Here is a 16,830-nt window from a genome sequence, read left to right on the forward strand (position 1 = left end):
TCTAGGGAGCTATACGGTCCGGGGAGGTTTCTCGCTCCTATGCGCCGTTCAAGGAAACCGGCTGACGCGGGTGCCCGGGAAGTTACCCGTAGGTATCCCGCGGGCCTCGTCCATTGACGCTCCGGCCGCCCTTTCGCCAGTTCGGTGCGGTTGGCGCGAGCACCTGAATAGACGTCACCACACCGTCGCCGAGCTCCCTCCGGAACATCTCCAGAAGGCTGGTACTCAGGAGCCGGAGTTGCGTCGCCCAGGCCGTGGAATCACAGCGGACGTGAAGCGTGGTGTCGGTAAAGCTCTCCGGGGTGCAATGCGCCGAAATTTCCGGACCCACCAGGGCGTCCCATTCCGCCATCACGGAACCGACAGCCACGGGGGAGGTCCAACCCCGTTCAGCGACTAGCCTCCCCACGACCTTCCCCAAACCAAGGGGGTCCCGCCCACTGCCATGGAATTGGCTGAATCCACGGGTATCACGGACGCCTTTCCGTTTCGGAGCGGCACCGGAACGCGGCGCAGCACGCCGGATTTCACCCCGTGCGGCGGCCGCTTCGCGCATCCGGTTCAGGGCCGATTGGGCAGCGTCAATCTCGTCAGGGTCCCTTCCCGGCTGGCGTCCGCCGGGGCTATCCTTCTCCATCAATGCCTCCGGGCACTACCTTCACGCGCCGCCCGGCCAGTTCCTCGGGAATGTCGGCGTCGACGGCGGCCGTCACCAACACCTGTTCGGCGCCGGCCACTATTGCAGCCAGTTTACGCCTGCGCTGCACGTCCAGTTCGGCGAACACATCGTCAAGAATCAGGATCGGGGCGGACCCGCCAGTACGAGTGTCATCGAGCATGACGTAGTAGGAGGCGAGGCGCAGTGAAAGACACATGGACCATGTTTCGCCGTGGGAGGCATAACCCTTGGCCGGAGCTTGCCCTAGAACCAATTCCAGTTCGTCGCGGTGCGGTCCAACCAGCGAGATCCCGCGTTCCAACTCCTTGCGGCGCGATGCGGCGAAGGCCTGGACATAGCGCTCGGTGAGCTGCTCCACGGAAAGCGCGCGGAGGTCCTCAACCCCGTCCGAACCTTCGTCAATTCGCTCGGCGGGACCGCCGTCGTCGTCCAACACCCCCTGGATGGTGGAGCGGTAAACCGCGCCTGCTTCCTTGGTGCCATCCGTCAGTTGAGCGTAAGCGCTCCTGAGGTGGGGGCGGAGCCGCTCCACGAGTTCAAGCCGTGCGTGCAGGAGTTCCGCGCCGGCCCGGGCCATATGCTGGTCCCAGACATCGAGTGTTGCTTCATGCCCCGAGGTGAACTTCCCGGTGCGGGCCGATTTCAGGAGGGCGTTGCGTTGTTTGAGCACGCGGTCGTAGTCGCTGCGGGTCGCCGCGTGCACCGGCATGAGGCTGACCAGAAGTTCGTCGAGGAAGCGCCGGCGATTGGACGGATCACCCTTGACCAAGGCGAGGTCCTCTGGGGCGAACAGCACCGTGTGGCAAATGCCCAGGATGTCGCGGGCGCGCACCGGATTCCCGCGATTGATCCGGCCACGATTGGCGCGTCCGGCGTTGATTTCGAGTTCGACCACCGTCGATTGTTCGCCGCTGACAAGTTTCGCTCGGATCAACGCCCGCTCGGTGCCGAAGCGCAACAGGGGCGCATCCGTACTGACCCGATGCGAGCTCAGTGTGGCCAGGTAGCCAATGGCTTCCATGAGGTTCGTCTTGCCAATGCCGTTGGACCCAACTAGGACAGTGACGCCGGGGCCAAGCTTGAGGTCAACCTGCGCGTAACTGCGGAAATCGGTGAGGGAAAGGTGTTCGAGGTACACGCGGACTGCTGGTTGCCCTAGGCCTAGTTGGCCGGCCGGGTGGCGTGTCCGCCGAATTGATTGCGCAGCGCCGAAACCATTTTCATGGCTGGCGAGTTGTCTTCGCGGGAGGAGAATCGGGCGAAGAGCGCAGCGGTGATTGCCGGCGCGGGGATCGCGTTGGCGATGGCCTCTTCGACGGTCCAACGTCCCTCGCCTGAATCTTCGACGTAGTCGCCGATCGAGGCCAGTCCCGGGTCTTCATCCAAAGCCTTGACCATGAGGTCCAACAGCCACGAACGGACAACCGTGCCCTTTTGCCAGGCACGGAAGGTTCCGGGAAGATCTTTGATGATGTCCTTGGCCGCCAGCAGTTCGTAGCCTTCGGCGTAGGCCTGCATCAGACCGTATTCGATGCCGTTGTGCACCATCTTGGCGTAGTGGCCTGCGCCCACGCCGCCCACGTGGACGAAGCTGTCGGCCCGTTCGCCTTCGGGGCGCAGCGCATCGAATACCGGCATAGCGAGCTCGATGTCTTCATCTGCGCCACCTGCCATGAGTCCATAGCCGTTTTGCAGGCCCCAGACGCCACCGGAGACACCGCAATCGGCAAACCGGATGTCCTTGGATGTCAGGAAAGCCGCATGCTTCTGGTCTTCGGTAAAGCGTGAGTTACCCCCGTCGATCACCATGTCTCCGGGAGAGAGCTCCTCGCCAAGTTCGCTGATCACGGCATCGGTGATGTCGCCGGAAGGAACCATGACCCAGACCAGTCGCGGCGCCGGAAGGGCTGCGATGAGTTCGTCAACGGACGCGACGTCGGCGATGTCCTGATTGCGGTCAAAGCCAGTGACCTCGATCCCGCCGTTCCGCATGCGTTCGCGCATGTTGAAACCCATTTTTCCAAGGCCGATCAGTCCGATGTGCACGGTGTGAACTCTTTTCTGCGTTGGTTGTTTGGTAGTGACCCGATTGTTGTCGTTTTGAGGGCCCAGAACGACAACAAATGCGAGCTAGTTGGGCAGGCGGACGGGCATCACGAGGTAGCGGTAGTCGCCCTTGTCATCGCCGTCGGCGTCAACCTGGGCAGTGATCATGGCCGGCTTGGGCGCCGTGGTGAAGGAGAAACGCACGAACTTGGTTTCTATGACACCCAGGCCTTCCACCAGGTAGTGCGGGTTGAAGGCTACCGTGATGTCTTCGCCGCTGAGCTGGGCTTCCAGTTCCTCCGAGGCCTGGGCGTCTTCGCCAGTGCCGGCGTCGAGGCTCAGCTGGCCTTGGGTGAACGCCAGGCGGACCGGGGTGTTTCGTTCGGCGACCAAGGACACGCGGCGAACGGCTTCCACAAGCTCCTGCGTCTGGACAGTTGCGTGGATCGGCGTGGAATCCGGGAACAACGAGCGGATCTTGGGGTAGTCGCCGTCCACGAGCAAGGACGTGGTGGTGCGCCCACCGCTTTCAAAGCCAATCAGGCGGCTGTCGTCATCAGCGAGGGCGAGGTGGATGTCACCGCTGCCACCAAGGGTCTTCGCCACTTCGTTGAGGGTCTTGGACTTCACCAAGGCACTGGTGGAAATTCCAGGAGTAACGGGCTTCCACGGTACCTCCCGCATGGCGAGGCGGTACCGGTCCGTGGCGAGGAGGGTGATCATGTCATCCTCGATCTCCATCCGGACACCGGTGAGGATCGGCAAGGTGTCATCTCTGCTGGCCGCGATGATGACCTGGGAGACGGCCTGGGCGAAGGCGTCGCCGGGCAAGGTTCCACTGATGGCGGGAAGTGCGGGAAGCGGCGGGTATTCGGATTCCGGCATCGTGGCGAGATGGAAGCTGCTTCGACGGCACGTGAGGGTGACCCTGCTGCCATCGGTCTCGATTTCGACGGGCGCCGATGGAAGGCTGCGGCAGATATCGGCCAAGAGGCGCCCGGAAACCAGGATTGTTCCCTCGGTGGTGATGTCGGCGGGAATCTCGAGACGGGCAGAGGTCTCGTAGTCAAAGCTCGAGAGGCTCACTGTTCCGGCTTCTGCCTTGAGCAAGAGACCTGAAAGGACCGGGACGGGCGGCCGCGGAGACAACGACCGGGCTGTCCACGTAACGGCTTCTGCCAGGACATCCCGCTCGACTCTGAACTTCACGGAAGGGTGCCGCCTTTCATTGCTGCTGCCAGTGTTCCACCGGAAACTCCTCAGGAGCCCCGAAAACCAGCGCCCGAAACTCGAAAGCTGCACGGTCCGCGATAAGCGAACTACAAAGCAGCGCCAAGGTTGGACGCGATGCAGACAGCTTAGCCGGAAGTTCGGGCATTAACCCATCCCCGGCCTGCTGGCTTGTGGTTCGGAGCAGCCGCGGGCTGCGCCGGTGAGTGGGCGGAAGGAGATTGTTATTTGAGGGAATTCATTTTTTTGGGATTAGTAGTGTTAATAACCCCTGTGGAAACTGTGGATAACTGCTTCTGGACCCGCAGCTCCGCGGTTAAGGCCTGTTCACGATGTGTGGGTGACTGGGTTTTAAACAGGGTGTGGACGTGGATAACCCCCAAGCCCGTTTTTGACGATCCACAGATCCCTTAAGGGTTTAAGCCCATTAACCCCGCTTGTCCCCTTAAGTATCCACAGGCTTATCCACATGTGCCTGTTAATAAGGTATGTAGTGGCTGCCTACGAATCGCGCTGTTGCTGTTTGATGCGGTTGGTCAGCTCTGTCACCTGGTTGTAGATCACACGGCGCTCGGCCATGAGTTCGCGGATCTTGCGGTCGGCGTGGATCACCGTGGTGTGGTCGCGGCCGCCAAGCTCCTGACCGATCTTGGGCAGGGACATATCCGTGAGCTCACGGCATAGGTACATGGCGATCTGCCGCGCGGTCACTAAGGTGCGGGTACGGGACTTGCTGCAGAGCTCTTCCATGCTGAGCTTGAAGTACTCGGCCGTCTGCTTCAGGATCTGGTCGGCCGTGATCTCCTGGGCGCCGTCGTCGGTGATCAAGTCCTTCAGGACCATTTCGGCGAGGGCAACATCCACGGCCTGGCGGTTGAGGCTGGCGAACGCAGTAACGCGGATCAACGCGCCTTCGAGCTCACGGATGTTGCTGGAGATCTTGGAAGCGATGTATTCCAGGGCGTCGTCGGGGGCCGACAAACCCTCGCTCTGTGCCTTTTTCCGGAGGATGGCGATGCGGGTTTCGAGTTCCGGAGGCTGGATATCGGTCAGCAGGCCCCACTCGAAACGGGACTTCATGCGGTCTTCGAAGCCCGCCAGCTGCTTGGGCGGAAGGTCCGAGGTGATGACCACTTGCTTGTTGTTGTTGTGCAAGGCGTTGAAGGTGTGGAAGAACTCTTCAAGCGTCCGGTCCTTGCCTGCAAGGAACTGGATGTCGTCAATCAGCAGCACATCGACGTTGCGGTAGGTGGTCTTGAAGCTGGCACCCTCGTCGTCGCGGATGGAGTTGATGAAGTCGTTGGTGAACTCCTCGGAATTCACGTAGCGCACACGGATGCCGCTGTAGAGCCTGCGGGCATAGTGGCCGATCGCGTGCAGCAGGTGCGTCTTGCCCAGCCCGGAATCACCGTAGATGAACAGCGGGTTGTAGGCCTTTGCCGGTGCTTCGGCGACCGCGACGGCAGCAGCATGGGCAAAGCGGTTGGACGAACCGATCACGAAGGTGTCAAAGACGTACTTCGGATTCAGGCGGCCAAATTCGTGCGAAGTACTCGGCGGGGTGGGCTGCGGCTTCAGTTCCACGGCCAAGTCGTTCGCAGAAGAGAGTTCGACGGCGGGGGCCGGCTCTTCGTGGATGGGCACCAAGTCTGTGTCGACGTCGATTGCGCACCGGATGTCATCGGAAAAGACATTGCGGAGGGCGTCGTCGAGAGCGTCCTTGACTTGCGTCTGGAGAACTTCGCGGGTCAGCTCATTGGGTACGGCCACCAGGAGGGTGGAGCCGATCAGGCCTTGCGCCTGGGCGAGGATAACGAAACCACGTTGCCGGGGCGTCACGCGATCGTCTTGTTCCAGCAGGCTCAGCACCCGCCGCCAGGAACTTCCGACCGTGTTGGCGTGGTTGGCGTCGTCTACCGTCATCAATTGGTTCCCTCGAGTGCTTGCTTGCCTGGATTGCGGCAGCCGAAAGGTCCAAACCATGAGTGGATTTCGAACCGAATCCACAGGGTTATGCACAGTCCGTGGATAATCGGCTACTGAGCCACTCTAGGGGATGGAAACCCCAGAAGATAGCTGGGAAGATGCTTGTGGATAATTACACCGTTGTGGTTCTGAAACGGGTCCTGTGAGCCACTTCATCCACAGGCCGTTGGGTGTACTTAGCCACAGCTGGGGATAACGGGCCACGCGGCTCCCGGTTTGACCTGGGGGGTCTTTTTGCCCTAACGTTGTGAAGTCCTATGTGTCCGCTTTTCGACCACCCGCACCTCCGGTAAATCCGGCGTTGGGCGGCGGCGGATACACAAATAAACTTAGCGTCGGCCAGTTCTTCCCCTTTTGATCGGGTGGGCGCACCTTTGATCCACTGGAGTAACTAACGTGAGCAAGCGGACTTTTCAGCCGAATAACCGCCGTCGGGCCAAGAAGCATGGCTTCCGCCTTCGTATGCGCACCCGTGCCGGCCGCGCCATCTTGGCCGCCCGTCGTGGCAAGGGCCGCGTCGAACTGTCGGCCTAAATAACTGACTCGTCGGTCAGTCTCCCAAGCGAGTCAATAGGTGCTAGCCACCCATAACCGTCTACGGACTTCAACCGACTTTTCAACAACTGTACGTTCCGGCGTCCGCAATGGACGCCGGAACTTAGTGTTATATACGGCACCTATTGGCGCCGGAGAACCGAGCCGCATCGGCTTCATCGTTTCCAAAGCTGTCGGGAACGCTGTGACCAGGAACCTCGTTAAGAGGAGACTGAGAGAAGCAGGTGCTTTGTCTTTGAATAGGCATGGCACGGGTCTTGCTGTTGTTGTCCGGGCGCTGCCCGCGGCTGCGACGGCGAGCTGGGACCAGCTGCTGACGGATTACAACGCCGCCTTGGCGGCAACCACGAAACGGCTCGGCGGATCCTCTCCGCGGGTTGTTTCGCCCACCCAGGGCACCACAACGGAAGGGACACCGCGTGCATGAGCTGAGCTCCGCCGTCGTCCGCTTCTTTAGAGTCTCTCCGAGGATCCTTGGAACATTTCTTTGGGAGCTGCCGCGCAACGTCCTCATCATCTTGCTGAAGACGTATCGCCGGATCATCTCTCCCTTATACGGCCAGGTGTGCCGATTCTTCCCATCCTGCTCGGCTTATGCCCTCGAAGCGGTGACGGTACATGGTGCCGTCAAAGGGAGTTGGCTCGCAGCGCGACGCCTTGCGCGTTGCCACCCCTGGAACCCCGGCGGCGTGGACCACGTCCCCGCCGGACATCGTCACTGGCCCGAAGGCCAGACGCCCACAATTGTTGTACTGAACAACCCGGACCAGTTCCTGGCTGTGCGGTCTGATGAAGACGGTCGCCGCACAGCGGCCTGAGGAAATAGGGAAAACGTATGGACATCTTTGGAACAATTCTGGCCCCATTCAAGTGGCTTGTGTCCGCGATCATGCTCGGGTTCCACGACGGCCTGAGCTTCATTGGCCTGCCCGCGGCGAATGGTTGGACGTGGACGCTGTCCATCATCGGCTTGGTGCTGGTGATCCGCGCTGCTCTTATCCCTGTGTTCGTCAAGCAAATCAAGGCACAGCGGGGCATGCAGCTTCTTCAGCCCGATCTGAAGAAGATGCAGGCGAAGTACAAGGGCAAGACTGACCAGCTCTCGCGCCAGGCGATGGCTCAGGAACAGATGGCGCTGTACAAGAAGCACGGCACCAACCCGTTCTCCGCGTGTTTGCCCATGCTGATCCAGATGCCGTTCTTCTTCGCGCTGTTCCAAGTGCTTTCCGGCATCAGTGCTGCTAAGGAAGCTGGCCAGGGCATCGGTGCTCTGAGCCATGAGCAAGTGGTCCAGTTCGACCAGTCCAGCATCTTCGGGGCGCCCCTGTCCGCGACGCTCCTTCACGGCACACCTGCGGGTGGCGACGTTGTGGCGGTGTGGGTCCTGTCGATTGTGATGATTCTCGCCATGACGGCTTCGCAGTTCATCACACAGAAGCAGATCATGGCCAAGAACATGTCCGAAGAGGCCATGGCCAGCCCGTTCATGCGTCAGCAGAAGATGATGCTCTACATCCTGCCGGTCGTCTTCGGTGTGGGTGGCATCAACTTCCCGATTGGTGTGCTCATCTACTGGACCACTACCAACCTGTGGACTATGGGCCAGCAGTTCTTTGTCATCCGCCGCATGCCGACGCCGGGATCCCCCGCAGCCAAGGCACTTGCTGAGCGTCGCGCCGCCAAGGGCCTGCCGTCTATCCCGCTCCTGGGCGCGAAGAAGGACGCCGACGTCGCTGCCGAAGTGGCCGCCGTCGAACTCAGGGCACAGCGCATCCAGCCACAACGTAAGAACAGGAAGAAGAAGTAATGTCTGTTGAAAGCACCGAAGAGGCAACGGCCGCTGGGGCCACCGAGGAACTGGCAGAGGCCACGGTAGAAACTGCCGCTGAGGACGAGTCCACCGGAACTAGCTCTTCCGTGAGCCGCCTTGAGGAAGAGGGCGACGTCGCCGCAGACTACCTCGAGGAACTCCTGGACATTGCCGACATCGACGGCGACATCGACATCGAGATCCGCAATGGCCGTACTTACATCTCCATCGCGGCCGAAGACGATTCCGCGGGTCTTGAGAGCCTTGTAGGCCGCGACGGTGAAGTGCTCGAGGCCCTTCAGGAGCTCGCTCGCCTCTCTGTACTGTCCGCAACCGAGAATCGATCGCGCCTGGTGCTGGACATCAACGGTTACCGTAAAGAGCGCGCCGGCGACCTGCAGCAGATTGCCGAAGATGCCGTCGCCAAAGTCAAGGAGATCGGCGCTTCAGTGGCCCTTGAACCGATGAGCGCCTATGAACGCAAAATTGTGCACGACGCCGTTGCGGACCTTGGCTTTGTTTCAGAGTCCGAGGGTGAAGGCGCTGGCCGCCACATCGTGGTTTCGGCCGACTAACGGGTCATGGTTGAAATTACGGCGGCCGAGCTGCAGGCGGCAGAGAAGATTTTCGGTGACCGTCTGGGCCTCGCCCAACGGTATGTAGAACACTTGGCGACGTCGGGAACCGAGCGCGGGCTGATCGGCCCGCGTGAAGTTCCCCGCCTCTGGAGCCGGCATGTCCTTAACTGTGCCGTCATCGAGTCGGCTATAGCCCACGGAAGCCATGTTGCGGACGTTGGTTCAGGCGCCGGGCTTCCCGGCTTGTGCTTGGCGATTGCGCGTCCTGACCTCGAACTCACACTGATCGAACCCCTGGAACGCCGGGTTATCTGGCTCCAGGAAGTTGTGGATGATCTGGGCCTGGGCAACGTCACCGTCATGCGAACCCGGGCTGAGCTCGCAGTGGGAATGGTCAGCGCTGACGTCGTCACTGCAAGGGCAGTCTCTGCTTTGTCCAAACTGGCTGGACTCACCATTCCCTTGCTCAACGGCAAGGGTGAAGTGGTCGCGATCAAGGGCCGCAGCGCGGCCGAAGAGATTGAGCACGCAGCCAAGGTTATCCGCAAGCTCGGAGGCGTGGAAACATCTGTTGTGGTTTGCGGACAGGAACTTTTGGAGGAACCCACCACAGTGGTGAGGATCGTCGTCAACAAACAGCGGAAGATAGCTTAGCTTTCGGCGCTGTGTCCCGCGTGTCCGCAGCTGAGCGGTTAAGCTAGAGAACGGCAGCTAGAGCCGAATGAGAGTGAGAGTGTAACAGTGGGCAGTAGCGAAACCTCCACGCAGCGGATCCCGCCATTTATTTCCCTGGGGTCCGCGCGGGCAATGGCTGCGCCCTCGGCGTCGTTTGAATCTGCGCTGATGCGCACTAATTTGGTTGCAAATGCCGCTGTTTCACGTGAAACCTTGATTGTTGGAAGCGATAACGTCATAGACGCCATCGACGACTCCAGCCCGATTGCGCGCCAGCTCGCTAACGAGACCCGACGTCGGGAACGGCTGTTGGGACGCGAACTTCCCAAGCCGGAGAAGACCCGTATTTTCACGGTCTCCAATCAAAAAGGTGGGGTGGGCAAGACCACTACTACGGTCAACATTGCCGCCGCTCTGGCTTCCGCTGGACTCAATGTCCTGGTGATCGACATAGACCCCCAGGGCAATGCATCCACCGCTCTTGGCATTGAGCACCATGCCGATGTTGACAGCATCTATGATGTGCTGATCAATGACCTGCCCCTGCGGGACGTCGTGGCTCCTTGCCCCGACATTCCCAATCTCATCTGTGCGCCGGCCACGATTCACCTGGCTGGCGCCGAAATTGAGTTGGTCTCCCTTGTTGCACGTGAACAGCGTCTGCGCCGTGCAATCGATGTGTATTCGAAGGAACGCGCGAAGAACGGTGAAGGACGCTTGGACTTCATCTTCATCGACTGCCCGCCAAGCCTGGGCCTGTTGACCGTCAACGCTTTCTGCGCGGCCAGCGAGGTACTCATTCCCATCCAGTGCGAGTACTACGCCCTGGAAGGCCTCAGCCAACTCCTCAAGAACATCGAAATGATCCAGAAGCACCTCAATGCGGATCTGGTCGTTTCCACTATTCTGCTGACGATGTATGACGGCCGCACGAATCTTGCCGCGCAGGTAGCGTCGGAAGTTCGCCAGCATTTCCCGGAGCAGGTTCTCGGTGCCGTGGTTCCGCGCTCTGTGCGTATCTCAGAGGCTCCGAGCTACCAACAGACGGTGATGACTTACGATCCGTCATCCAGCGGCGCGTTGTCCTACATGGAAGCCGCCACGGAAATCGCCGAACGCTAGACTTTCTGAATCACTGCAACATCCTTGGCGGGCTCCATTCTTGCCATTCCACCGGAGGGACATACTAATGAGCGAAAAGCGACGAGGCCTGGGTAGGGGTCTTGGGGCTCTCATTCCCAGCTCCGCTTCCGCTGGTGCATCGGGCAATGGCGTTCCGGCATCGCGCCCTGTGGACCTCTTCTTTCCCGAGGCGCGCAAGGCACCAGAGACGGTGGATACTCCGCAGGTGCTTGAGACGGAGGTAGCGAAGAGCTCCCCCTCACGAGGATCCTCGTCCAAGAGTTCGACGGCGGCAAAGACTCCCGCGGCGAAGTCGCTGTCAGCGGAGATCTCCACCACGTCAAAGCCAGCCGCAGCGGAGGCAGCGAGTACCGATGCTGCGGGAGACGCCGTTTCCGACACTCGTCCCGGGGACGTGCCGGAGGTTGGGCTGGTCGAGGTTCCAGGAGCGCGTTTCGCCGAAATTCCCGTCGGTGACATCCACCCCAACCGTAAACAGCCGCGCAGCGTCTTCGATGAGGACGACATGGCGGAGCTGGTTCACTCCGTCAAGGAAATCGGCGTCCTCCAGCCAATTGTGGTACGTACTTCAACCGAAAAGGGTGGAGAACCGTATGAACTAGTCATGGGCGAGCGACGATGGAGGGCAGTTCAGGCCGCCGGCCTCGAAACAATCCCGGCGATCGTCCGTGACACGAATGACGATGACCTGCTTCGCGATGCTCTGCTGGAGAACCTCCACCGTAGCCAACTGAACCCCTTGGAAGAGGCAGCCGCATACCAGCAATTGCTTGAGGATTTCGGTACCACCCACGAGCAGTTGGCTGATCGCATTGGACGGTCGCGTCCGCAGGTGTCCAACACCATTCGTCTTCTCAAGCTTCCTCCCCTGGTCCAACGGCGCGTTGCCGCCAGCGTCCTGTCGGCGGGTCATGCCCGCGCATTGCTCGCACTGCCGGACGCCGCTGCGATGGAGCGACTTGCACAGAAGATCGTCGCCGAAGGGATGTCCGTTCGCGCCACTGAAGAAGCCGTGGCACTGTACCAGGATCCTACGGTGCCGACCAAGAACAGCATCCCGCGCCCCAATGCACGCCACGAGCGCTTGGATTACCTTGCTTCGTCTCTCTCTGATCGATTGGACACCAACGTGAAGATCACTTTGGGAGCACGTAAGGGACGGGTCAGCATTGAATTTGCGAGTGTCGAGGACCTGAACCGCATCATGGATGTGTTGTCGCCCGACGCCGAAGTCTAGTCTGTCCGATCTCTATGGAATGGGGTTTGCTTCTTAAGAAGCAGGCCCTATTTTCTTTGCCGGGTTGCTGGGCGCGTGTGGCTTTTCGTCGGTGATGACTCCTTCTCACCAGGTTCGCGTTCTCACCAGGTTCGTGCGCGCTGTTTGGTAGGGCGAGCGGCCTTGGAATGCCTCATGGCAGTGGCAAGTGTTTCACGTGAAACGATGGTTGTACTGCGGTGTCGCGCTTGGTTGAGGCACTCTTCCATCGGTGCCCTCGAGGGCCGCGAAGAAGGGTGTCTCGTGAATAGTCGTCAAATTCGCATTGGTTCTTGGTTCTTGGTTCTTGGTTCTTGGTTCCTGGCTCTTGGCGATCAGCGAGTGCGGGTGAACCGTCCCGGGATGCTCCTATAGTTGTCAATTCGCGTTTTGCGGTGTCTGGTCGGCCAGCCATTGCCGGTAGGTCGCGGCAAGGGAGTCGTTGCGGATGAGCCCTCGCTCAAGGCGGGAAATGACGGAGGGCCATTGGCCGAGATGGCCGGCGGCGGCATTGATGGTGAATCCGAGTTTGGTGCGTTGCTGGCGCAGGTCGGCATTGCTTGGCGCCGGTTGGGGGTTGGTGATCTGACGGTAGATTTCCCGGGCCACGTACCGTTTGAGGCAGCGCATGATCTCCCGCTTGCTCTTGCCTTCGGCAGTGCGTTTGTTCACGTAGTCTCTGGTCCGGCGGCACGATGACATACGGACCAGCACCACCTGGTGCAGGGCGCGGTTGGCGTTGCGGTCGCCTCCCCGGCTGAGCCGGTGACGAGTCGTTTTCCCCGATGATGCCGGAATGGGCGCGGCCCCGACGAGGGCCGCGAACTGAGGTTCACTGCCGATCCGATCCGGGTTGTCTCCCACAGTGACCAGTAGCTGGCTGGCCACTTCCGTCCCGACCCCTGTCAGGTCACAGAGCATCGGTGCGTAGGTGTCGAGGATTTCCTGCAGTGAGGCGTCCGCAGCGGCGATCTCTGCCGCCAGGGAATGGTAACGAACGGCCAGGGCTTTCAACGTCAGCAAGGTCATGTACTCGGGGTCGGCGACGTGGCCGGAGGGCCTGGCCCGTTGGAGGGCCATGATCAACGCCGGCGTCCCCAGCCCCCGGTACTTCGCCCGGAGTCCTTCCGGAGCCGAAACGAGAAGACCCTTGATCTGGTTGACCGCGACGGTGCGGGCTTTCGCTGCCGAAGAGCGCGCGGTTCGCAGGATGCGCAGGCATTCAACGGGGCCGTCCTTGGCTTTCGGAACCGAGATGCCCCGCTCGGCGAGCACCGATTGAGCGGCTTGGTAGGCGTCCAGCGGATCAGACTTGCCTTTCAGACGGCGCTCGGCCCGGTTCGGACGGTTCACCTCCAGCACCGTCAGCCCTTCGCCGCGGAGGGTCCTGGCGAGTTCGGCACCGTATGAACCTGTTCCTTCGATGCCCACCGCGGTGACCGTGCCGTGGCTGGCAATGAAGTCCAAGATCTTGCGGTATCCGGACCCCACCGCCAGGAATTCCCGGTCCGCGAGAGGCTTGCCGTATCCGGTGATGACGGCCACGTGGTGCGTGTCGGCGTGGGTGTCGATACCGACGATGACATCGGTTGCTTCGTTTGCCAAGATGGAGACTGCCCCTCATTCGAGTTCAATGACTGGTTGACGGGGGCGCGGGCCAGGTGGGCAGACAAAACGGTAATGGGACTGGTCGAATCAGGCTCCTATGAAGTCATGTCCGCCTGGCTCAACGCACCCTTGACGGACCTTGAGCCGGTGGACAGATCCCGGGAAAGACAGTGCCCGAAAGCACGTCAGTTTGAGTGTGAGCCACACCGGCTCAAGACCGGTTCCAGTATTACCGTTTGATGCCGCTATCTTCTGTGAGAAAGATAGTGATTATGCCCAAGCAGTTCCCGCCCGAAGTCCGTGACCGTGCTGTGCGCATGACCTTGGATCGGTTGTCCGAATACCCGTCTGTTTATGCTGCCTGCAAGGCGCTGGCCCCGAAGCTCGGAGTCGGTCCTGAGTCGCTGCGCCGCTGGGTTGTCCAGGCCCAGGTCGATGCCGGTGAGAAGACCGGACCAAGCAGTGACGAGCTGGAGGAGATCAAGCGGCTTCGGGCCGAGGTTCGGGACTTGAAGGAGTCCAACGAGATCCTGAAACAGGCCTCGATTTTCTTCGCGAGGGAGCTCGACCCTCGCCGCCGCTGATCTGCCGGTTCATCGACGAAATGCGGGCTGTTGGTTATGCGGTCGAGTCGATCTGCGCCGTCCTGCGGGAGCAGGGCGCGCAGGTCGCCGCACGAACCTACCGGGCGTGGAAGAAACGCCCGCCGGCCCCGCGCACCATCGAAGACGCACGTATCACCGACGCACTCCGCAGCTTGAAAGTCCCCGATGCGAAGGGACGCCCCAGGCCCGAGATTATCTACGGGAGGCGGAAGATGACGCAGTGGCTGCGCCGTAACGGCTTCCCGGAAACCTCCAAGCACACCATGGACCGGCTCATGCGCGAAGAAGGCATGAACGGCCTCATCAGAGGCCGCAAGACCCGCACCACAATCCCCGGCAAGGACGGCCGGCGCGCTGGCGACCTGCTGAATCGGGACTTCACCGCCCCGGCCCCGAACCGGATCTGGGTGACCGATTTCACCTACGTGCCGGTCTACTCCGGATTCGTCTACGTCGCATTGGTCATCGACCTGTACTCCCGGGCAATCGTCGGGTGGGAGACCTCAACGATCAAGGACACCGCGTTCGTCGAACACTGCCTGCGGATGGCACTGTGGCGCCGCGAGCACACCGGCCGGCCGGTACCGGCAGGACTGATCCATCACTCGGATGCGGGCAGCCAGTACACCTCCATCCGGTACACCGAGACCCTGGCCCTGGAGGGCCTGCAGCCATCCATTGGCAGCGTCGGTGATGCCTATGACAACGCTGCCGCGGAGACCGTGATGGGGCTCTTCAAGAACGAAGCTGTCGCGAAGGATTCACCCTTCCGCGCCGGCGCGTTGAAGACCGAAACCGAGGTGATGGAGATCGTCTTCGAGTGGGTCCACTGGTACAACACCGAACGCCTGCATTCCGCACTGGACCACCAGACGCCCGAGGAATTCGAGCAGGCATACTATGCTCGAGAAATCGGCTCGTTACCCGACGTCGCCGCCAACAAACAGGCGGCATGATTCCCGGGACGGTTCAATCAGCGAGTGCGGGAGCGTGGGATATCCGCTTGGCACGAGCATCCCATTTTGGGGTGTGCTGAGTGGGTGGTCGCTACTTCTAAACTCGCGGTGAGGTTTGGGCGCGTTGGTGATGTTTCTGGTGTGTCTACGAGAGTGCTGGTGATGTGATCATTCTCTGCAGGACGACTTGCCGCTGCGGATTACGTGCAAACTCTCGGCCCCGTGCATAGCGGATGTCTAGAGCGCAGGTCGCCGAAGCCAACCTGAGGCCCCATACCAAAGTGGACACAGTCGGTGAGCCCGCACTCTTGCGTTTCACGTGAAACACTTGCGGGTGCTTTCCCCCGGGTACCGGGGTCCAGGAATCCCAAATTGCTGTACCCCTTGGACTTGCATTGTGTGAGTGTCTGTTGGGGGCAGATTCCGACCATCGGTGAAAAGGATATTCCTAGCATGCCGTGGTTGCTCTTTGGAGGATGAAAGATGCTCGCGGAGGGAGTCGGTTCCGTTGCTTCGACCCCTCACCTGAGAAACGTCCGCGGGTACGGCTCAAGGAAGATGCGGTTGGTTACGGGTGGTTGCTCTACTCCGCCCGCTGAGCGTACTGACTGCTTGGCTGACAAGCCGGAGGCATCCTCACAGATAACGGCCTTCGGGAATCGGAGGTCTGGCTCGATGTTTCACGTGAAACGCACCGCATGAGGCAAGGGGCCGGCCGCCGTAACGGTGTGGTGTGCCGTCGTGTTCCATCGTGTCAGAATTCGAGCGGCATGGGCGGCTACTTTCCTGTTTCACGTAAAACAGTTGCGTTGAAGGTTTACCACGCCGGGCTATGAGGGTCCCCTATGGGTAAGTGGGAGTTCGCTCGCAGTCTGGCAACGGCCGCTACAGGCGGGCGTGCCAAGAGGTGACTGGACGGACTACTTGGCGTTCGATTTGGTTCATGTACTTGCGCTCGATGAGATGCGAGCTCGATCGTTCCAGGAAGCCGCTTGCTTTCCATCTTCAGAAGGACAGTGCGCTGGCTCTGATTCCGTTGGCCGTGTATTCTCTGTACAGCCATCCACGGCAACTTTGAATTCGATAGCTCTGTCGACTGTTCTGGTGCCTGACGCCACCATTACTGGGAATGGGCTCTCTTGGATCCCCAGTGAGTTGTGTCCCTTCCTTTTGAATCATGGGATGCGGCCTCGGGACTCAACAGAACTACTCCTCGCTAGAACTGCGCCAGAGCTGAGAATGGACTCTGCGTCCCGATTGTATGGGCGCCCCTGCTTGCCGGGCGACGTCAGACACTCGGCGCTTGTTGCTCTTCCTCGCGGCGGCATCTGGTTCTGCCGCTTGCGAACCCCACGATGCCGTCACGTGCGCCTTGGCCTGACGCGATTGTTGGACAACAATCGAGATGCTTGGAACAGAGGTTCTTGTGGGCAGTGCTGGCAGGCTGAGGGCGAGAGTTGGGAGGGGGCTCCTGCGGTCAGTCCCTCGCCGGTCTCATCGGCGAGGAGTGCTCGTTTCGTCCTTCGGATTTCAGATTCTGCCGGTCCTCCGGCTAAGCACTGCCACCCGATTATGGATTGCACGCACGTCGATTCAGCTGCGTGATTCCCGGTCCGCGTTGCTCGGCTCGGCCTACTGTAGTCAAGTTCTCTTCGATAGGACCGAGCGCTGGGGTGAGAGAAAAGTTCCGCTGTACTTCACCTT

General features: G+C 60.6%; 15 protein-coding genes. 9 read left to right on the forward strand and 6 right to left on the reverse strand.

What is annotated here, in order from left to right:
* Nucleotides 1–82: 82 nt before the first annotated feature.
* From OW521_RS11715 to dnaA, 5 genes are all read right to left on the reverse strand, one after another.
* Complete coding sequence (locus OW521_RS11715) at nt 83–637, reverse strand: DUF721 domain-containing protein (RefSeq protein WP_268025600.1); 555 nt, start codon at nt 635–637, stop codon at nt 83–85.
* Nucleotides 624–1,817 (reverse strand): DNA replication/repair protein RecF, encoded by a 1,194-nt coding sequence (gene recF, locus OW521_RS11720; protein ID WP_268025602.1) that lies wholly within the window; start codon nt 1,815–1,817, stop codon nt 624–626. Before recF ends, OW521_RS11715 begins: the two co-directional genes overlap by 14 nt.
* A gap of 23 nt (nt 1,818–1,840) precedes the next feature.
* The gene (gene gnd / locus OW521_RS11725; RefSeq protein WP_268025604.1) at nt 1,841–2,725 is read right to left on the reverse strand and encodes a phosphogluconate dehydrogenase (NAD(+)-dependent, decarboxylating); all 885 of its coding nucleotides are present in this window, start codon (nt 2,723–2,725) and stop codon (nt 1,841–1,843) included.
* 84 nt (nt 2,726–2,809) lie between these two features.
* The gene (dnaN, locus tag OW521_RS11730) at nt 2,810–3,934 is read right to left on the reverse strand and encodes a DNA polymerase III subunit beta (protein ID WP_268025606.1); all 1,125 of its coding nucleotides are present in this window, start codon (nt 3,932–3,934) and stop codon (nt 2,810–2,812) included.
* A gap of 522 nt (nt 3,935–4,456) precedes the next feature.
* The gene (gene dnaA / locus OW521_RS11735) at nt 4,457–5,878 is read right to left on the reverse strand and encodes a chromosomal replication initiator protein DnaA (protein ID WP_268025608.1); all 1,422 of its coding nucleotides are present in this window, start codon (nt 5,876–5,878) and stop codon (nt 4,457–4,459) included.
* A gap of 459 nt (nt 5,879–6,337) precedes the next feature.
* Between dnaA and rpmH the strand changes: the two genes are divergently transcribed.
* The 8 genes from rpmH to OW521_RS11775 all read left to right on the forward strand — a co-directional run bounded on the left by rpmH (nt 6,338) and on the right by OW521_RS11775 (nt 11,939).
* Nucleotides 6,338–6,475: a 50S ribosomal protein L34 gene (rpmH, locus tag OW521_RS11740; RefSeq protein WP_011776797.1), complete on the forward strand. Its 138-nt coding sequence runs from the start codon at nt 6,338–6,340 to the stop codon at nt 6,473–6,475.
* A gap of 40 nt (nt 6,476–6,515) precedes the next feature.
* Entirely contained in the window at nt 6,516–6,923 is a 408-nt protein-coding gene (rnpA, locus tag OW521_RS11745) for a ribonuclease P protein component (protein WP_268025613.1), read from the forward strand.
* Nucleotides 6,916–7,314: a membrane protein insertion efficiency factor YidD gene (gene yidD / locus OW521_RS11750; RefSeq protein WP_442781259.1), complete on the forward strand. Its 399-nt coding sequence runs from the start codon at nt 6,916–6,918 to the stop codon at nt 7,312–7,314. The genes rnpA and yidD overlap by 8 nt, the downstream gene beginning before the upstream one ends.
* Nucleotides 7,315–7,331: 17 nt before the next feature.
* Nucleotides 7,332–8,303: a membrane protein insertase YidC gene (gene yidC / locus OW521_RS11755; RefSeq protein ID WP_268025615.1), complete on the forward strand. Its 972-nt coding sequence runs from the start codon at nt 7,332–7,334 to the stop codon at nt 8,301–8,303.
* On the forward strand, nt 8,303–8,881 hold the full coding sequence (locus OW521_RS11760) for a Jag family protein (protein ID WP_268025617.1): 579 nt from the start codon (nt 8,303–8,305) through the stop codon (nt 8,879–8,881). The genes yidC and OW521_RS11760 overlap by 1 nt, the downstream gene beginning before the upstream one ends.
* 6 nt (nt 8,882–8,887) lie before the next feature.
* A complete protein-coding gene (gene rsmG / locus OW521_RS11765) occupies nt 8,888–9,538 on the forward strand; it encodes a 16S rRNA (guanine(527)-N(7))-methyltransferase RsmG (RefSeq protein WP_268025619.1) in 651 nt (216 codons plus the stop codon).
* Nucleotides 9,539–9,625: 87 nt separating this feature from the next.
* Nucleotides 9,626–10,681, forward strand: coding sequence for a ParA family protein (locus OW521_RS11770; RefSeq protein ID WP_268025621.1), 1,056 nt, complete (start codon nt 9,626–9,628; stop codon nt 10,679–10,681).
* A 67-nt stretch (nt 10,682–10,748) separates the two neighbouring features.
* On the forward strand, nt 10,749–11,939 hold the full coding sequence (locus tag OW521_RS11775) for a ParB/RepB/Spo0J family partition protein (RefSeq protein WP_268025623.1): 1,191 nt from the start codon (nt 10,749–10,751) through the stop codon (nt 11,937–11,939).
* Nucleotides 11,940–12,335: 396 nt separating this feature from the next.
* Here OW521_RS11775 and OW521_RS11780 read toward each other — a convergent pair whose 3' ends face one another.
* Entirely contained in the window at nt 12,336–13,562 is a 1,227-nt protein-coding gene (locus OW521_RS11780; protein WP_268020706.1) for an IS110 family transposase, read from the reverse strand.
* A 275-nt stretch (nt 13,563–13,837) separates the two neighbouring features.
* Between OW521_RS11780 and OW521_RS11785 the strand changes: the two genes are divergently transcribed.
* Nucleotides 13,838–15,126, forward strand: a protein-coding gene (locus tag OW521_RS11785) for an IS3 family transposase (protein WP_268020705.1) whose coding sequence is annotated in 2 segments (ribosomal slippage) — nt 13,838–14,111 and nt 14,111–15,126 — 1,290 coding nt in all. Because the reading frame shifts where the segments join, the coding sequence is not laid out codon by codon here.
* Nucleotides 15,127–16,830 lie beyond the last annotated feature (1,704 nt).

Source organism: Arthrobacter sp. MMS18-M83 (genome assembly GCF_026683955.1).
In the GTDB taxonomy this organism is placed as follows: domain Bacteria; phylum Actinomycetota; class Actinomycetes; order Actinomycetales; family Micrococcaceae; genus Arthrobacter.